General features: G+C 61.6%; 15 protein-coding genes. 4 read left to right on the top strand and 11 right to left on the bottom strand.

The window, feature by feature from the left end; genetic code table 11:
* Positions 1-501, bottom strand: coding sequence for a retropepsin-like aspartic peptidase RloA2 (locus CIB54_RS11875; RefSeq protein ID WP_101219874.1), 501 nt, complete (start codon positions 499-501; stop codon positions 1-3).
* 173 nt (positions 502-674) lie between these two features.
* Here CIB54_RS11875 and CIB54_RS11870 point away from each other — a divergent pair, with 173 nt between their 5' ends.
* The gene (locus CIB54_RS11870) at positions 675-1,562 is read left to right on the top strand and encodes an acyltransferase (protein WP_065949507.1); all 888 of its coding nucleotides are present in this window, start codon (positions 675-677) and stop codon (positions 1,560-1,562) included.
* On the opposite strand, the gene CIB54_RS11865 is transcribed toward CIB54_RS11870, so the two are convergent.
* Positions 1,559-2,131 (bottom strand): DUF2780 domain-containing protein, encoded by a 573-nt coding sequence (locus tag CIB54_RS11865; protein WP_065949506.1) that lies wholly within the window; start codon positions 2,129-2,131, stop codon positions 1,559-1,561. The two genes, CIB54_RS11870 and CIB54_RS11865, sit on opposite strands and share 4 nt — an antisense overlap.
* A 124-nt stretch (positions 2,132-2,255) precedes the next feature.
* Between CIB54_RS11865 and CIB54_RS11860 the strand changes: the two genes are divergently transcribed.
* A complete protein-coding gene (locus CIB54_RS11860; RefSeq protein WP_065949505.1) occupies positions 2,256-2,714 on the top strand; it encodes an anti-sigma factor domain-containing protein in 459 nt (152 codons plus the stop codon).
* Between the two features lie 59 nt (positions 2,715-2,773).
* Here the strand turns inward: CIB54_RS11860 and fdhA are convergent, their stop codons facing one another.
* From fdhA to CIB54_RS11820, 8 genes are all read right to left on the bottom strand, one after another.
* Positions 2,774-3,973, bottom strand: coding sequence for a formaldehyde dehydrogenase, glutathione-independent (gene fdhA / locus CIB54_RS11855; RefSeq protein WP_005792122.1), 1,200 nt, complete (start codon positions 3,971-3,973; stop codon positions 2,774-2,776).
* Between the two features lie 182 nt (positions 3,974-4,155).
* Positions 4,156-5,013, bottom strand: a complete 858-nt coding sequence (purU, locus tag CIB54_RS11850; protein WP_016977808.1) for a formyltetrahydrofolate deformylase — start codon at positions 5,011-5,013, stop codon at positions 4,156-4,158.
* A gap of 161 nt (positions 5,014-5,174) precedes the next feature.
* Complete coding sequence (locus CIB54_RS11845; RefSeq protein WP_101219873.1) at positions 5,175-5,807, bottom strand: sarcosine oxidase subunit gamma; 633 nt, start codon at positions 5,805-5,807, stop codon at positions 5,175-5,177.
* Between the two features lie 116 nt (positions 5,808-5,923).
* Entirely contained in the window at positions 5,924-8,941 is a 3,018-nt protein-coding gene (locus tag CIB54_RS11840; protein ID WP_101219872.1) for a sarcosine oxidase subunit alpha, read from the bottom strand.
* On the bottom strand, positions 8,938-9,240 hold the full coding sequence (locus CIB54_RS11835; protein WP_065885450.1) for a sarcosine oxidase subunit delta: 303 nt from the start codon (positions 9,238-9,240) through the stop codon (positions 8,938-8,940). Before CIB54_RS11835 ends, CIB54_RS11840 begins: the two co-directional genes overlap by 4 nt.
* Before the next feature lie 15 nt (positions 9,241-9,255).
* Positions 9,256-10,506 carry a sarcosine oxidase subunit beta gene (locus CIB54_RS11830; protein ID WP_010207084.1) on the bottom strand — a complete coding sequence of 417 codons (1,251 nt, stop codon included), beginning with the start codon at positions 10,504-10,506 and terminating at the stop codon, positions 9,256-9,258.
* A 22-nt stretch (positions 10,507-10,528) separates the two neighbouring features.
* Positions 10,529-11,782: a serine hydroxymethyltransferase gene (gene glyA, locus CIB54_RS11825; protein ID WP_065949501.1), complete on the bottom strand. Its 1,254-nt coding sequence runs from the start codon at positions 11,780-11,782 to the stop codon at positions 10,529-10,531.
* A 251-nt stretch (positions 11,783-12,033) separates the two neighbouring features.
* Positions 12,034-12,762: a TraX family protein gene (locus tag CIB54_RS11820; RefSeq protein ID WP_065949500.1), complete on the bottom strand. Its 729-nt coding sequence runs from the start codon at positions 12,760-12,762 to the stop codon at positions 12,034-12,036.
* A 90-nt stretch (positions 12,763-12,852) separates the two neighbouring features.
* On the opposite strand from CIB54_RS11820, the gene CIB54_RS11815 reads away from it, so the two are divergent.
* A complete protein-coding gene (locus tag CIB54_RS11815; RefSeq protein ID WP_065929441.1) occupies positions 12,853-13,893 on the top strand; it encodes a threonine aldolase family protein in 1,041 nt (346 codons plus the stop codon).
* Between the two features lie 187 nt (positions 13,894-14,080).
* Positions 14,081-14,284, top strand: coding sequence for a hypothetical protein (locus CIB54_RS11810; RefSeq protein WP_101219871.1), 204 nt, complete (start codon positions 14,081-14,083; stop codon positions 14,282-14,284).
* Positions 14,285-14,380: 96 nt separating this feature from the next.
* On the opposite strand, the gene gbcB is transcribed toward CIB54_RS11810, so the two are convergent.
* Positions 14,381-15,481, bottom strand: a complete 1,101-nt coding sequence (gene gbcB, locus CIB54_RS11805; protein WP_065949498.1) for a glycine-betaine demethylase subunit GbcB — start codon at positions 15,479-15,481, stop codon at positions 14,381-14,383.
* Positions 15,482-15,506: the final 25 nt, after the last annotated feature.

The raw sequence follows: 15,506 nt of genomic DNA, 5'->3' as shown, positions 1-15,506 counted from the left end.
TCAGCAGTCCGGTTTGTCGGCAGTGTAGCGACGCGCCGGGTTAACCGCTGCACCGAATTCACGCAGGGCCTTGGCGCCGATCAGCAGCGGGTAGTTGAAGCTGCTGCGGTCGGTGAGGTTGACCTCCACGGTACGCTTGACGTTGCCCAGGCACATTTCCAGATCGATCACCGGGCGCTTGGCCACACTGGCTTCGTCCTTGTCGTCATCTTCATCGGCGCGGCTCTTGATCTTGCTGATGCGCGAGACCTTGTGTTCGTAGACTTTGTTGTCGGCGTCCTTGCCGCCGAGGCGGAAGCGCACCCAATCGTCGCCATCACGGGTGAAGGTCTCGATGTCACGGGCCGACAGCGAGGCGGTCAGCGCGCCGGTGTCCATCTTGGCCTTGAAGGTCTGGCCGATTTCCGGCAATTGGATGTATTCGTAGCGACCGTAGAGGGTCGGTTCGGCAGCCATGACGGGCAAGGCCGCGAGAGCGAGCGAGGCTAGGAGCAGTTTCACGACGTGATTTCCTCGGAGAGAAGTAGGCGAATTCTAGACCGCAAAGGCGGCACTTAGTTAGCTCGTTCCCGCGCTGCGCGTGGGAACGATCACATTGGTGCGGCGAATCGGGATTTGGCCTCTGGACTCAAGCTGCTTATCATGGTCCGTCCACAGAATTCCAAGAGTTATTTATGCGCCGCCTGCTCACCGGCTGTCTGGTCACACTGCTGCTGTTACTCAACACGCTGATCCTGATCGGCCCCTTGATGGTATTCGCCCTGCTCAAACTGGTGGCGCCGGGCCGCTGGCGTGACTATGCGTCCTGGGCGGTGATGTGGATCGCCGAGACCTGGGCCGAGATCGACAAGCTGATCTTCGCCGTGTGCATTCCAACCCAATGGGATATTCGCGGCGGTGAGGACCTGCGGGGTGACACCTCTTACCTGGTCATCAGCAACCACCAGTCCTGGGTGGATATTCCCGCATTGATCCAGGCGCTGAACCGGCGTACGCCGTTCTTCAAATTCTTCCTGAAAAAAGAGCTGATCTGGGTGCCCTTCCTCGGCCTGGCCTGGTGGGCGCTGGATTACCCGTTCATGAAGCGCTACACCAAGGCGTTCCTGGCCAAGCACCCGGAGCTGGCCGGACAGGACCTGAAGATCACCAAACAGGCCTGCGAGCTGTTCAAGCGCCAGCCGGTGACCGTGGTCAATTACCTGGAAGGCACGCGGTTCAGCGAGGCCAAACGCACCCAGCAGGATTCACCGTTCACCCGGCTGCTCAAGCCCAAGGCAGGCGGCGTCGCGTTTGTACTGGCGGCAATGGGTGAGCAACTGGACGCCATCCTCGACGTGACCGTGGTCTACCCACAACACAGGATTCCGGGGTTCTGGGATTTGATCAGCGGCGCGGTGCCGAAGGTGATTGTGGATATCCGCACCCGTGAACTGGACCCGGCGTTGTGGCAGGGGGATTACGAGAACGATCCGGCGTTTCGCCAGACCGTCCAGAACTGGGTCAACCAGCTCTGGACGGAGAAGGATGCGCGCATCGAACACTTGCGCGCGGAGCGGTCTTAGCTACCGGTGCCCCAGGCCTGGGCCAGTTTGCCCAGTACCGAGCTGTCGGCGCCCTGCCCGCCCAGGTATTGCAGGATCACCGGGGCAAACTGGCCGATCATGCCGCTGTCCATGCCCAGGGCGCTGAACGCAGTGTTCAAGTCATTGGTGTTTTTCACGTTACCCAGCAGGCCGTCCAGGCCGCTGGTCTTGCTGCCGCCGTTCTGGCCGAGCATCCCGCTCAGGGCACCAAGGCTGCCCAATGCGTTGTTACCCGACAACTTATCGAGGCCTGGCACGCTGTTGCCCAGCTGCGCAAAGTCGTTGCCGCTCAGTTTGTTCTTGGCCAGGCCCAGCATGGCGCCGGTGCCACCGACCGCTTGCTCCGGGGTGATATTGAGTTGCGAGGTCAGGGCCGTCAGCAGGTCGGCCGTTTCCGATGTTGGCGCGGCGGCGGCGGCTTTGTTGTTGCCACCCTGCATGCCGGAAATGGCGTTGGCTGCATCGCCAAGGCTGAAACCTGCGGCGAACACCGGGCCGGCGGCCACGGTCAACAGGCAGGAAAGGGCGAAACCGCGTGAAATCTTCATCAAGACAACCTCAGGAGATAGGTGCAAAGCAGGCGTTGGACTGGGTATCCCGTCGGTTGTTCCGGAACCCATTGGGGATAAGCGGGTCCATGAACTGACTACAAAATTTGTCAGGAAGAGACTTATGACTGCGATCCACCCCCAAGCGATTGAGCACAAGCCTGCGTTCTGGAGCCGCCCTCGCCTGTTCATTGGCGCCTGCGCCGTGGTGGTTGCCGGTATTGGTGGTGCGCTCTACACCCAGGACAGCGTCAAGTCCGCGGCGACGTTGGTGACCACCACCCAGCAGCCGGCCGCACAAATCATGGCCCACAAGGATTACCTGGAAGTGCAGCCGATTGCCGCCACGGCACCCGCGCCAGACCAGAGCCTGGAGCTGTGGGCAATTCCTAAAGATGGCACGCCTGTGTCCCTGGGCCTGTTGCCGGAGGACGGCAAGGGCATCATCGGCCTCAACCCGCGCCAGCAGGAAACCATCAGCCAGCCGGTGGAGTTGATGGTCAGTTCGGAGACCAAAGGTGGTTCCATCAGCAAACAACCGACAGGCCCGACCGTCTACCAGGGCGCACTGGCCACACGCTGATCCCCCCTCCCACAAAAAAAGGGCGACCCATAGGTCGCCCTTTTCATTTGCTCAACGCGTTACGCCGCGCTGAACAGCTTGTGCGGATCGATCACAAACTTCTTCGGCACACCCGCATCGAACTCGCCATAACCGCGTGGCGCGTCATCCAGGCTGATGACCTGCACGCCGACGATCTCGGCGATGTTGATACGGTCCCACATGATCGCCTGCATCAGTTGGCGGTTGTACTTCATCACGGGTGTCTGCCCGGTGTGGAAGCTGTGGGATTTGGCCCAGCCCAACCCAAAGCGAATGCTCAGGCTGCCCATTTTTGCGGCGGCATCGACGGCACCTGGATCTTCAGTGACGTACAGGCCGGGGATACCGATCTTGCCTGCCACGCGCACCACGCCCATCAGCGAGTTGAGCACGGTGGCCGGGGCTTCGGCCTTGACGCCGTCGTGGCCGTGGCCGCGTGCTTCAAAGCCCACGCAGTCGACGGCGCAATCCACTTCGGGCTCGCCCAATAGTGCGGCGATCTGCTCGTGCAGCGGGGTGTCGGTGGACAGGTCGACAATTTCGAAACCCTGGGCCTTGGCATGGGCCAGGCGGATTGAATTGACGTCGCCGATGATCACCACTGCCGCGCCGAGCAGGCGTGCGGACGCTGCAGCGGCAAGCCCGACCGGGCCGGCGCCGGCGATGTACACGGTGCTGCCAGGGCCAACCCCGGCCGTCACGGCGCCGTGGTAGCCGGTCGGCAGAATGTCGGAGAGGCAGGTCAGGTCGCGGATTTTTTCCATGGCCTTGTCGCGGTCCGGCAGTTTCAGCAGGTTGAAGTCGGCGTAGGGCACCAGCACGTATTCAGCCTGGCCGCCGGTCCAGTCGCCCATGTCCACATAACCGTAGGCGCCACCGGCACGCGCCGGGTTGACGGTCAGGCACACGCCGGTGTGTTGCTCTTTGCAGGAGCGGCAACGACCGCAGGCCACGTTGAAGGGAACGGAGACCAGGTCACCGATTTTCAGGTTTTCAACGTCGCTGCCCTTCTCGATCACCTCGCCAGTGATTTCATGCCCCAGCACCAGGCCGGTCTGGGCCGTGGTGCGGCCGCGCACCATGTGTTGGTCGGAGCCGCAGATGTTGGTGGAAACCACGCGCAGGATGACGCCATGCTCGATCTTCCTGCCACGGGGGTCCTGCATTTTGGGATAGTCGATTTTCTGTACTTCGACTTTGCCATTGCCGAGATACACGACACCACGATTACCAGACATGCTTTCACCTCGCTGTTGTTTTTATGGAACTGCGTTGCCTGTTTGGATGGGCAGCGCGTTTAAGTGCTCGGGTACAGATGCTGTTTCTTGGGTTGTGGGTGAGGGCCTCATCGGGGGCAAGCCCCCTCCCACAGGGGAACGCATTTCAAATGTGGGAGGGGGCTTGCCCCCGATGGCGTCAGTCAGAGCACCACCGTTCTATTGGCGTTCAAAAACACCCGCCGCTCAATGTGATACCCCACCGCCCGTGCCAATGTCAGCCCTTCGATATCCCGCCCCTTGGCAATCAAATCCTCGGGATAGTGGCTGTGATCCACCACCTCCACACCCTGGGCGATGATCGGCCCTTCATCCAGGTCGTTGTTGATGTAATGCGCCGTGGCGCCGACCAGTTTCACCCCCTTGTTGTACGCCTGGTGATACGGCTTGGCGCCCTTGAACCCCGGCAGCAACGAGTGATGAATGTTGATCGCCTTGCCGTCCAGCTTGCGGCACAGCTCCGGCGACAGCACTTGCATGTAACGCGCAAGGATCACCAGTTCGGCGCCGGTGTCTTCTACCACTTGCCACACTTGACGCTCCTGGGACGGTTTGTCGTTGGGGTCGAGGGGGAAATGGTAGTAGGGAATTTGATGCCAGTCGGCCAAAGGTTTCAAATCGGGATGGTTGGACACCACCGCGACCACGTCCATCGACAACTGGCCGATGCGCTGGCGGTACAACAGGTCGTTGAGGCAGTGATCGGCCTTGGAGACCATGATCACCACTTTTGGCCGGTAGTTCGGTGCCGTCAGCTCGAAGATCATGCCAAAGGCTTCACCGCGCGTGGCCAGGCCATCGCGAAAACCCTGCTCGTCAAATCCATCGGGCTGACGGAATTCCACCCGAATAAAAAAGCGGCCCGAGAGGCGGTCATCGAACGAATGGTGCTCGGTAACGTAGCAACCCTGCTCGAACAGGTAGCGGGTGACCGCGTCCACCGTGCCGAGCACGCTGGGGCAGTCGGCGGTCAAAATCCATGTATCGGGTGCGCGGCTCATAGCGGGTAACTCCTCAAACAACGCTATCTACTGTAGGAGCGAGCTTGCTCGCGAAGAACGCCAACGATGATGCGTGCATGCTGAATGAACGCGGCGTCTTTGAGTTTTTCGCGAGCAAGCTCGCTCCTACAGTGAAGGGGTGAGACAGCGCGAGCGCCATGTCAGGCTTGAACGCTCAGGCCGAATTCGGCCGAGGCGTCCTGCAGCCACAGCCACCAGTAATCCGAGAAGCTGCGGCGAATCAGCAGTTCCCAGGTGTCCTCAGCGGTATGGCGGATCACCAGTTGCGATTTCGCGAACACCGTGCCCACCGCCTTGCCCACCGGGAAGTTGTCGGGGTGCACATCGTAGCTGGTGGATTTCATCAACACATCGCGCACGTTCGGGCCGCTGAGTTCGAGCATCTGCTGGCCGCCACTGACGTTGACGATCTGGATATGCAGGTCGCCCAGAGCCGCGCGCAGGTTCTGTTCGGCGGCGAATTCTTCGCCGCCCGGGACAATGAGCAGCCATTCGTCCGGGCCGAGCCATTGCAGGCTCGTCTCACCCTTGAAGACCACGCTCAGGGCACCGGGCAGTTCGATGCCCAGGGCCGTGTGCACCCCGGCGGCGAACGCGGCATCGTGGCCATCGCCACGGAGGGTCAAGTGGCCGAGGAGTTTCTTTTCCCGCACGGTTACGCCGGCATTCTTGCGGCCCTTGCCGACCAGGCTGGCGAGGTCGGCATGGTGCAGCGACGACTCGGCCTTGGCGCCGGTGGTGGGGCGTTGCTGGTAAACATTGGCTGCTGTCATAAAGCACCTGTTCTGAATTCTGTTGTGAGGCTGATGGCCTCATCGGGGGCAAGCCCCCTCCCACAGGGGAATGCATTTCAACATGTGGGAGGGGGCTTGCCCCCGATGCAGGCGACTCAAATGTTCTGCCGATCACCCTTGGGGTCAAAGAACACCGAAGACACAATCTCCGCCTCGATCACACTGCCATCGGCCTGCGGCGAAAACACCCGCTCGCCGATGCGCTTCAAGCCGCCTTTCACCACGCCCATGGCAAACGAATAACCCAGGGAGTTGTGTGCATAGCTTGAGGTCACGTGGCCGACCATTTTCATCGGAATCGTCTGCTTCGGATCGAACACCAGTTGCGCGCCTTCCGGCAGCCATACGGTCGGATCAATCGGTTTGAGCCCGACCAGCTGCTTACGCTCTTCACGTACGCAGTCTTCACGGTTCATCCCACGCCAGCCGATCCACGAGAACGGTTTGGTACGGCCCACGCACCAACCCATGTTCAGGTCGTCCGGGGTCATCGAGCCGTCGGTATCCTGGCCGACAATGATGAAGCCCTTTTCGGCGCGCAGAACGTGCATGGTTTCGGTGCCGTACGGGGTCAGGTTGTACTTTTTGCCGGCCTCGACGATCTTTTCCAGCACGCCCATGGCGTAGTCGGCCTGCACGTTGACTTCATACGACAGCTCACCGGTAAACGAGATACGGAACACCCGCGCCGGTACGCCGCCGACCAGGCCTTCCTTCCAGGTCATGAACGGGAAGCCGTCCTTGTCCAGGTCGATGTCGGTGACCTCACTGAGCAGCTTGCGGCTGTTGGGGCCGGACAGGGTCATGGTCGCCCAGTGGTCGGTGACCGAGGTGAAATACACCTTGAGGTCCGGCCATTCGGTCTGCTGATAGATTTCCAGCCACTGCAGCACGCGGGCGGCGCCGCCGGTGGTGGTGGTCATCAGGAAATGGTTGTCGGCCAGACAGGCGGTGACGCCGTCATCGAAGACCATGCCGTCTTCCTTGCACATCAGGCCGTAGCGCGCCTTGCCCACGTCAAGCTTGGTCCAGGCGTTGCTGTAGATGCGGTTGAGGAACTCACGGGCATCCGGGCCCTGGATGTCGATCTTGCCGAGGGTCGAGGCATCGAGCAGGCCGACGCTGTCGCGCACCGCCAGGCATTCACGTTTTACCGCCGCGTGCAGGTCTTCACCGTTGCGTGGGAAATACCAAGGGCGTTTCCACTGGCCGACATCTTCAAACTCGGCGCCGTTCTTTACGTGCCAGGCTTGCAGCGCGGTGTAGCGCACCGGTTCGAAAATGTGCCCACAGTGACGCCCGGCTATCGCACCGAAAGTCACCGGCGTGTAGTTGGGGCGGAACATGGTGGTGCCCATCTGCGGGATGGTCACGTTCAGCGAGCGCGCCGCGATGGCCAAACCGTTGACGTTACCCAGCTTGCCCTGGTCGGTGCCGAAGCCCAGCGCGGTGTAGCGCTTGACGTGCTCCACCGACTCGAAACCTTCGCGGGTTGCCAGTTCGATGGCGGCAGCGGTGACGTCGTTCTGCAGATCGACAAATTGCTTCGGCGCCCGCGCGGTGGCTTTTTCGTGGGGCACCTGGAACAGCGCCAGGGTTGGTTCTTCCAGACGGCTCAGGGCTTTGGGCAACACCCCTTCAACCGGGGCAAAACCCGCTTCGCTGGCAGCGCGCACGCCACCTTCGAACCCATCGGCGAGGGAATCCCCAAGGCCGTAGACGCCATTGATACCGCCGACGCACACGCGTTTCTGCGGGGCTTCGCCTGGCACAAAACCGAGGATGTCTTCACGCCAGGTCGGCTTGCCGCCCAGGTGCGAAGCCAGGTGCACCACCGGGCTGTAGCCGCCGGAGCTGGCCACCAGGTCGCAGTCCAGCCACTCGCCGGGGCTGGTGACTTTGTGGGCTTTGACATCGATCGCAGCCACACGCGCAGCACTCACGCGCTTGGTGCCCCGGGCTTCGACCACGGCGCTGCCGGTGAGGATACGAATGCCTTTGGCGCGGGCTTCTTCAACCAGGGCACCGCGTGGGTTATGGCGTACATCGGCGACGGCGACCACTTGCAGGCCGGCGTCGAGCCAGTCCAACGCGACCCGGTAGGCGTGGTCGTTGTTGGTCGACAGCACCAGTTTCTTGCCCGGTGCCACGCCGTAGCGACGCACGTAGGTAGAGACCGCACCGGCCAGCATGTTGCCCGGCACGTCGTTGTTGCCGTACACCAGCGGGCGCTCGCACGCACCGGTCGCCAGCACCACACGCTTGGCGCGCACGCGGTGGATGCGCTGGCGCACCACGCCAATCGGCGCGCGGTCGCCAAGGTGGTCGGTGAGGCGCTCGTGAATGGTCAGGAAGTTATGGTCGTGGTAGCCGTTGACGGTGGCGCGGGGCAGCAGCACCACGTCCGGCAGGGCTTTGAGTTCAGCGATGACACTGGCAACCCATTCGGTGGCCGGCTTGCCGTCGAGGCTTTCACGCGAATCGAGCAGCGAACCGCCGAACTCTTCCTGCTCATCGGCGATGATCACCCGCGCACCGCTGCGCGCAGCCGCCAGTGCCGCGGCGAGACCGGCAGGGCCTGCGCCGACCACCAGCACGTCGCAGTGACGGTTGAAGTTGTCGTAGGTGTCCGGGTCGTTCTCGGTCGGCGAGCGGCCAAGGCCAGCAGCTTTGCGGATGTACTTCTCGTAAGTCATCCAGAACGATTGCGGGTACATGAAGGTTTTGTAGTAGAAACCCGGCGGCATCAGCTTGCCGCCGACCTTGCCGAGAATGCCCATCATGTCGTTGTTGACGCTCGGCCAGCCGTTGGTGCTGGTGGCGACCAAGCCCTGGTACAACGCCTGTTGCGTGGCGCGCACGTTGGGAATCTGGGTGGCTTCGGTGGCCCCGATCTGCAGCACCGCGTTCGGCTCTTCGGCGCCCGCAGCAAAGATGCCGCGAGGCCGCGAGTACTTGAAGCTGCGGCCGATGATGTCGACGCCGTTGGCCAGCAGGGCGGCGGCCAGGGTGTCGCCTTCAAAGCCTTTGTAGCTCTGGCCGTTGAACGTGAAGGTCAGGACTTTATTGCGGTCGATGCGGCCACCGTTGGACAGGCGATTGATCTGGCTCATACCTTCTCTCCAGAGGCCTTGGCGGTGAACTGAGGCTTCTCACCGATCTTGTAGGTTTCAAGAATTTCGTAGGTCACGGTGTCACGGGTCGCGTTGAAATACTGGCGGCAACCGGCGGCGTGAATCCACAGTTCGTGATGCAGGCCACGGGGGTTGTCGCGAAAGAACATGTAGTCGCCCCACTCGGCGTCGGTGCAGGCATTCGGGTCCAGCGGGCGCGGGATGTGCGCTTGGCCGGACGCGTGGAATTCCTCTTCGGAGCGCAGTTCGCCACAGTGAGGACAGAAGATATGCAACATAAGGTGGTTCTCCTGTTAGTGGGCGACGGCCGCAGCGCCGTGTTCGTCGATCAGCGCACCGTTGTGGAAACGGTCGATGGAGAAAGGCGCAGCCAATGGGTGCATTTCACCCTTGGCCAGGCTCGCGGCGAACACGTTGCCCGAGCCCGGCGTGGCCTTGAAGCCACCGGTGCCCCACCCGCAGTTGAAGAACATGTTCGGCACCGGGGTCTTGGAGATGATCGGGCACGCGTCCGGCGTGGTGTCGACGATGCCGCCCCACTGGCGATTCATGCGCACGCGTGAGAGCACCGGGAACATCTCGACGATGGCCTGGATGGTGTGTTCGATCACCGGGTACGAGCCGCGCTGGCCGTAACCGTTGTAGCCGTCGATACCGGCGCCGATCACCAGGTCGCCCTTGTCGGACTGGCTGATGTAACCGTGCACGGCGTTGGACATGATCACGCTGTCGATAATCGGCTTGATCGGCTCCGATACCAGTGCTTGCAGTGGATGGGATTCGATCGGCAGGCGGAAACCGGCCAGCGAAGCCATGTGCCCGGAATTACCGGCGGTCACCACACCGACGCGCTTGGCGCCGATAAAGCCTTTGTTGGTTTCCACGCCGATGCACACGCCGTTTTCCTTGCGAAAGCCGATCACTTCGGTCTGCTGGATCAGGTCCACGCCAAGGGCGTCGGCGGCGCGGGCAAAGCCCCAGGCCACGGCATCGTGACGGGCCACGCCGCCGCGACGTTGCACAGTGGCGCCGAGCACCGGGTAGCGGGTGTTTTTCGAGCAGTCCAGGTACGGGATCTCGTCGGCCACCTGCTTGGCATTGAGCAGTTCGCCGTCCACGCCATTGAGGCGGTTGGCGCTGACGCGGCGCTCGGAATCACGGATGTCCTGCAGGGTGTGGCACAGGTTGTACACGCCGCGCTGGGAGAACATCACGTTGTAGTTCAGGTCCTGGGACAAACCTTCCCAGAGTTTCATCGCGTGTTCGTACAGGTGCGCCGACTCGTCCCACAGGTAGTTGGAACGCACGATGGTGGTGTTGCGCGCGGTGTTACCGCCGCCCAGCCAGCCTTTCTCGACCACGGCCACGTTGGTGATGCCGTGCTCCTTGGCCAGGTAGTAGGCGGTCGCCAGACCATGCCCGCCGCCGCCGACGATAACCACGTCGTAGACCTTTTTCGGGGTCGGCGTGCGCCACATCTTCTGCCAGTTTTCGTGATGGCTGAGGGAGTGCTTGAAGAGGCCGAAGCCTGAGTAGCGTTGCATAGTCATTACTCCAAAACCGCGCTCAGCGATAAACCGGGAAATCAGCGCACAGGGCAGACACGTGCTTGGCCACGTTGGCCTCGACGTCGGCGTCGCCGAGGTTGTCGAGGATGTCGCAGATCCAGCCGGCCAATTCGATGCACTGCGCCACCTTGAAACCGCGGGTGGTCACCGCCGGAGTGCCGATGCGCAGGCCCGAGGTCACGAATGGCGACTGCGGGTCATTCGGCACGGCGTTCTTGTTGACGGTGATGTGGGCGCGACCAAGGGCGGCGTCCGCGTCTTTACCGGTGAGGCCCTGACGGATCAGGCTGACCAGGAACAGGTGGTTATCGGTGCCGCCGGAGACCACGTCGTAGCCGCGCTTGATGAACACCTCGGCCATGGCCTGGGCGTTATCGATCACTTGTTGCTGATAGACCTTGAAGCCAGGCTCCTGGGCTTCCTTGAAGCACACGGCCTTGCCGGCGATGACGTGCATCAGCGGGCCGCCCTGGGCGCCGGGGAATACGGCGGCGTTGAGTTTCTTTTCAATGGCTTCGTTGGCCTTTGCCAGGATCAGGCCGCCACGCGGACCGCGCAGGGTCTTGTGCGTGGTGGTGGTGACCACATCGGCGTACGGCAGCGGGTTCGGGTACAGGCCGGCGGCAACCAGGCCGGCGACGTGGGCCATGTCGACGAACAGCAGCGCGCCCACCTTGTCGGCAATCGCACGGAAACGTGGGAAATCCAGGGTCTTGGAGTAGGCGGAGAAACCGGCTACCACCATCTTCGGCTGGTGCTCCACGGCCAGGCGTTCGACTTCGTCGTAATCGATCAGGCCGGTGTCGGTGTTGATGCCGTATTGCACCGCGTTGTACAGCTTACCCGAGGACGACACCTTGGCGCCGTGGGTCAGGTGGCCGCCGTGGGCCAGGCTCATGCCCAGGATCGTGTCGCCGGGATTGATCAGCGCCAGGTACACCGCGCTGTTGGCGGACGAACCGGAGTGCGGCTGCACGTTGGCGTAATCGGCGCCGAACAGCTGCTTGGCGCGCTCGATGGCCAGGGCCTCGACCTTGTCCACATGCTCGCAGCCACCGTAGTAGCGCTTGCCCGGGTAGCCTTCGGCGTATTTGTTGGTGAGGCCGCTGCCTTGCGCTTGCATCACGCGTTTGCTGGTGTAGTTCTCCGACGCGATCAGCTCGATATGGTCTTCCTGACGCTGCTCCTCGGCATTCATCGCCGCCAGCAGTGCGTCGTCATATCCCTGGATCTGGTCTTGTTTGCTGAACATCGCGTCTCTCCCAGCCTTTCGTATTGTTGAGGCCCTCGCAGGGCCCTTTGATGCGATGGTAGGGCTGGCGCGTGCGGGCCAAATGCCTGCGCACGCCACGCAAAGGTGCGTTTACGACATTCCTCCAGCGACGCAGAACAAATGTGGAATAGGGCTTGTGTGGGAGGGAGCTTGCTCCCGATAGCGGTGGGTCAGCTTGCCTATGCAGAGGCTGACACTCAGCCATCGGGGGCAAGCCCCTCCCACAGGGGTCAGGCGATGATCTTGCGCACGAGCAGCAGCACAAGGAAGTGCATTGGATAGAGGGCATATGCCCAACGGCGCATGGCCGGTGGCGAGACGTTTCTGGCGTGTCGCAATAAGACCAATCCTGCCAGCGGCGCAATCAGGCATGCAGCCAACCCCGACAACGCCACAAACGTGCCGCTATTGAGCAGAATCTGCCATTGATTGGCGGCGACGCAGACCAAACCCGGCAGCACGCTGAAATACCAGGGCCGGCGAAACACCAGCAGCATCGCCAGCGGCAGCAATACGCCAAATAAACCGAACATCAACTGGGTTGAAAATACGGCCGCCACTGTGACAGCGATCAGCGCCAATCCTCGATCAACCAGCGCCTTCTGCCGCAAACCTCGGGCAACCAGCAGGCCCAGCGCCAGGGTCGGCAATACATTCAAGGTATCGGCATCTTCGATGAACATCCGATACGGCACTTCGCTGATCACACTGAACAGCAGCAACCAGGCCAGGTAGCGCCACTGGCCGGTCACTGGAGTATTTCGAGTCCGGTGCAGATTCGCCGCAATCGCCAGGCAAAACCACGGGAACGCCAGGCGCCCCGGTACATACAGGCCATCGAGGCTCAAGCCCACGTAGCGCAGGTGATCCAGCACCATGCTCAGCAGCGCCAGCCACTTGAGCAGGTCCAAAGCGCCATCTCGGAAACGTCCGACAGGCAAGGTGTCAGTACCGTGCATAATTCCCCACCGACTTTGCATTTACAGTGCGTGCGCCGCCCTCCCAATCTTGGTTAAAGTGCGCACCAACATCGACCACAGGAATGGGCCATGACTGACAAGAGCCAACAATTCGCCAGCGACAACTATTCCGGCATCTGCCCGGAAGCCTGGGCCGCCATGGAACAAGCCAACCAGGGCCATCAACGCGCCTACGGTGATGATGAGTGGACCCACCGCGCCGCCGACGGTTTCCGCAATCTGTTCGAAACCGACTGCGAAGTGTTCTTCGCCTTCAACGGTACCGCCGCCAACTCCCTGGCGCTGTCTTCGCTGTGCCAGAGCTACCATAGCGTGATTTGCTCGGAAACCGCCCACGTCGAGACCGATGAGTGCGGCGCGCCTGAGTTTTTCTCCAATGGCTCCAAGCTACTGACTGCGCGCACCGAAAACGGCAAGCTGACGCCGGAGTCGATCCGCGAAATCGCCCTCAAGCGCCAGGACATTCACTACCCGAAACCGCGCGTAGTCACCCTCACCCAGGCCACCGAAGTCGGCAGCGTCTACACCCCGGAAGAAATCCGCGCCATCAGCGTCACCTGCAAGGAGCTGGGCCTGAACCTGCATATGGACGGCGCGCGCTTCTCCAACGCCTGTGCGTTTCTGGGCTGCTCGCCGGCCGACCTGACCTGGAAGGCCGGGGTGGACGTGCTGTGCTTCGGTGGCACCAAGAACGGCATGGCCGTGGGTGAAGCGATCCTGTTTTTCAACCATAAGCTGGCCGAAGACTTCGACTACCGCTGCAAACAGGCCGGCCAGCTCGCGTCGAAGATGCGTTTCCTGTCCGCGCCCTGGGTGGGCTTGCTCGAAAACGACGCCTGGCTCAAACATGCACGCCACGCCAACCACTGCGCGCAGTTGCTCAGCAGCCTGGTGGCGGACATTCCCGGCGTGGAACTGATGTTCCCGGTGCAGGCCAATGGCGTGTTCCTGCAGCTCTCGGAACCCGCTATCGCAGCCCTGACGGCCAAGGGCTGGCGCTTCTACACCTTCATCGGCAAAGGCGGCGCACGCTTCATGTGTGCGTGGGACACCGAAGAAGAGCGTGTAAGAGAATTGGCGGCCGACATCAGGGAAGTGATGAACGCTTGAAGTAGAAATCAGACAGGTCCGTGCTGGCCGATTGCCGAGTCTGTTTTTTGATATTTCTGACAGCAGCGCACTCCAATTTCATTGGCTAGCCTCTTGGAACCTGGAAGGAAAACGCAGCGATACCTGCCACCTTCCGGGTTTATTGCCTGCCGAATAGTCGGCTGCAAATCCAATGGAGAGTTCAATCATGGAATATCAAAGCAACGTCAATAGCCTGGTGCAAGGTGACAACACCGTCAGCACCACCATTATCGACTGGGATGAGTTCAGGAAATACGCAAAGGTCGGCGACACCATCCGCGAGCCATCGAGGACGCTGAGGGTCTACGACAAAGTCTATGAACTGACAGCCTCAGGCCAGCATTTCGTAGTACATATCTACGCCCAGTAACCCTTCACACCGAGCATTCCCACGCTCCGCGTGGGAATGCAGCCATACCACTCAAGCGGGACGCGGAGCGTCCTGGCAGGCGTTAATGAGCGGCTGTCAGAACTCGATGCGCACATCACCCTTCGGCACACTGCAGCACGACAGGATATAACCCTCGGCTTCATCCTCTTCGGTGATCCCGCCGTTGTGCTCCATCTCGACCTCGCCGCCCAGCTTCATCACCTTGCACGTGCCGCAAATCCCCATGCCACAGGCTTTCGGGATCAACAGGCCGAGCTTGGCCGCCGCTGCATGTACGGTTTCGCCCGGTGCTACGCGAATGCTCTTGCCCGACGCAATGAACTCCACTTGGTGCAGATCCGCCAGATCAATTTCCGGTGCGTCGGCAGCTTGTTCGGCTTGCTCCACCGCATCGGCACGGGCTTCGGGCGGCGTGGCACCGAAGGATTCTTCGTGGTAGCGGGCCATGTCAAAACCGGCGGCTTCCAGCAGGCGCTTCACCGCGCTCATGTAGGGCGTAGGCCCGCAGCAGAACACTTCGCGCTCAAGGAAATCCGGCACCATCAGTTCGAGCATCTTGTGGTTCAAGTAACCGCGATAACCTGCCCACGGCTCACCCAACCCGTGTTTCTCGCAGATCAGGTGCAGGCTGAAGTTGTCGATCCGCGACGCCATGTGTTCCAGCTCGCGGTGGTAGATGATGTCTTTGGGTGAGCGGGCGCTGTGCACGAATGTCATGTCGACATTGGCGTTGGTGTCGTAGAACCAGCGCGCCATGGACATCACCGGCGTGATGCCGACGCCGCCGCTCAGATACAGCACTTTGGGGCTCGGGAAGTCGATTGCATTGAACAGCCCGACCGGCCCGTGCACCGCCAGTTCCTGGCCTTCATGCAGCGTATCGTGCAACCAGTTGGAAACGCGGCCGCCCGGCACGCGCTTGATGGTCACCGAGAAGCTGTACGGCACCGACGGCGAGCTGGAAATGGTGTACGAACGCATGATCGGCTGGCCTTCGATCTCCAGCTCCAGGGTGACGAACTGCCCCGGTTTGAAAAAGAACAGGATCGGCTGGTCGGCCATGAAGCAGAAGGTGCGCACGTCCCAGGTTTCCTGGATGACTTTGACGCAACGGACGATGTGCCGACCATTGGCCCAGGTCTGGGTGGTTACCGGGTTCAGGAAGCTGTTGGACATACTGTTCTCCACCGCCGAGGCTCGG

The organism is Pseudomonas fluorescens (genome assembly GCF_002837185.1).
Classification (GTDB): Bacteria; Pseudomonadota; Gammaproteobacteria; order Pseudomonadales; family Pseudomonadaceae; genus Aquipseudomonas; species Aquipseudomonas fluorescens_AM.
Note: the sequence above shows the minus strand (reverse complement) of the source record. Positions and strands in the feature narration are given on the sequence as shown.